This window comes from Thermoflexus sp. (genome assembly GCF_042408365.1).
Taxonomy (GTDB): Bacteria; Chloroflexota; Anaerolineae; order Thermoflexales; family Thermoflexaceae; genus Thermoflexus.
In genome coordinates this window covers 1-2,228 of sequence record NZ_JBHOQJ010000200.1, presented here as the reverse complement: position 1 = coordinate 2,228, position 2,228 = coordinate 1, and the positions used below count along the sequence as shown (strand labels likewise).

1 protein-coding gene is annotated in these 2,228 nt (G+C 61.0%); it reads right to left on the bottom strand.

All coding sequences use genetic code 11. The features are described 5' to 3' along the window. Window positions 1-435 precede the first annotated feature (435 nt). Window positions 436-1,761: a glycoside hydrolase family 1 protein gene (locus tag ACFMO5_RS09465; RefSeq protein ID WP_376792502.1), complete on the bottom strand. Its 1,326-nt coding sequence runs from the start codon at window positions 1,759-1,761 to the stop codon at window positions 436-438. Between the last annotated feature and the right edge of the window lie 467 nt (window positions 1,762-2,228).

The following is a 2,228-nucleotide window of genomic DNA, read 5'->3' as shown; positions in this document are numbered from 1 at the left end:
GTGTCCCCGGGCTCGATCTCGATGACGGGCGGTAGAGTGTTGTTCCACACATAGTGCACGCGGTCGGGGGGGAACAGATGGGTTCGGGACATGGCCCACCTCCTGAAATTGGGTTCGTGTGGACAGAAGTGGATGCTTGGGATCTGAGGGCGCGTCAAAGGAGCACCCCACCTCCGACGATGTTGGCATCTTACGCCGGGTTCCTTTTCCAGGGCGACAGGGCTTTTCAAAGTTCTGACAAAGACCGCAGGGGGCGGGGGGCCAAAGGCCCACACCCCAGCCCCGAAAACCCAAAATGTTAGAGCTCTGAAACGCCCTGCCAGAGCGAAGCTCAATAGAGTTGTCCTCTTTACCCAAAATTATAATAGGGGCCACGGCGCTTGAGGTCTGGTGTGGACGCTGAAGGCGCTTACACTCCACAAATTTCATGGACCCTTAGACCCCGAACATTTCCTGGAGCAGTTCTGGGGCATAGCGCGCGATGGTTTCCGAGGTCAGGGCGTTCGCCCGGCAAACCTCCGCGTAAAGCTCGGCGCTGGGTCGAGGGCGCCGAGCCTGGGTTTGGGGATCCACCTCGATCAGGCCAAAGCGCAGGGTCCACCCCTCGGCCCATTCAAAGTTATCCACCAAAGACCAATAGAAATACCCCTTCACCGGGACGTTTTGCTGAATGGCTCGCCACATTGCATGGAGGTGGCGGATCAAGAAGCGAGGGCGCTGGTCATCATCCGCATCGGGGATCCCGTTCTCCGTGATGTAAATCGGCTTGCCGAGGCGGGCGAGCCGCTTTAGCAGACGATATAGCCCCTCCGGGAAGACCTCCCCGTAGTCCCCATCGCTGAGCTCGCCGTGGGGGTTCAGAAAGGTGCGGCCGAACATCGTCGCCGGGGAACGTCGATCGAAGGCCGAGAGGCGTCGGGTGTAGTAATTCAGCCCGATGAAATCGAAGGTCCCCCGAAGCGTCGCCAACGTGCGGAAAGACAGAACCCCAGGCTCCCGGCCGTTTACCATCGCGTCCAGGACCAGGCCATTGAACATGCGATCGTGCAGGCGGGCGATGAGGCGATCCAGGGGCGAGGCAGGCTGGGCGGGTTCGAAAACCACCATGTTGTGGGCGATCCCAACCCGGGCTTCGGGCTGGATTTCATGAATGGCATAGTAAGCCCGGGCGTGGGCTCGCATCAGATGGCGCAGCACCTGCATCGAGAGGTTGAAATCGCGTTTCCCCGGCGGCCATTTCCCTTCGTTCCAACCCATGTAGGCCAAGACGTTGGGCTCGTTGACGGTGCACCAGAGGCGACAGAGATCCTTCAGCGCGCCCACCACCCGCCGCACATACCGCTCGAAGCGGTCGATGGTGACTGGGTTCTCCCAGCCGCCCTGTTCCGCCAGCCAGATTGGGTTGGTGAAGTGGTGAAGGGTCACCATGGGCTCGAGCCCCCGTTCCCTCAGGGCTCGCAGCATCGCCCGATAGCGATCGATGGCCGCATCATCAAAGACCCCCTCCTGGGGCTCGATCCGGCTCCACTCGACGGAGAGCCGGTGGGCGTTTTGACCCATGGCCGCGGCGCGATCGAAATCCGCCTCCGCGTTGCGCCACCAGTCGCAGGCCCGCCCCGAACGGTGCCCTTCCCGGATCCGTCCCGGTTCCTGTTCCCAGAGCCACCAGTCATTGCGGGTGTTCTCCCCCTCCACCTGATGGCTCGAGGTTGCCGTTCCCCATAGAAAGCCCGTTGGGAAATGGAAGGTGAATTCCACCATCCGCAGGCACCTCTTCACAGGAGATAGACATCCCCTGAGACCATTTTATCCCTCCTCCCCATAGCCTTTGGGATTCGCTTCTCCTAAGGGGAGAGGGAGCAATTCGGCTCGTTGCTTGCTCCACCGTAATGATTCCGCCTGGTCCTATTCGGTTCGGAGTTCTCATGAGGAGGCGGGAGGGTCCCAAAGCTCCCAGGGGGAAACCACCTCGTATTGGCGTTGCGTGAGAAGGGCCGAATAGCTACTTTGTAACTATTCAGGCTGGTCCCATTCCGTTGGGAGCGCTTGCGAGGAGGCGGAAGGGTCCCACCCCCCTTCATCCCTCCTCCCCACGGCCCGTTGGGGCGTGGGGGGGAGGGATGAAGGGGGGTGGGACCCTTCCGCCTCCTCGCAAGCGCTCCCAACGGAATGGGACCAGCCTGAATAGTTACAAAGTAGCTATTCGGCCCTTCTCACGCAACGCCAAT

What these genes read in the sequence shown, in the direction of transcription:
- ACFMO5_RS09465 (WP_376792502.1), bottom strand. Translation starts at nt 1,761, where the DNA reads ATGGTGGAATTCACCTTCCATTTCCCAACGGGCTTTCTATGGGGAACG.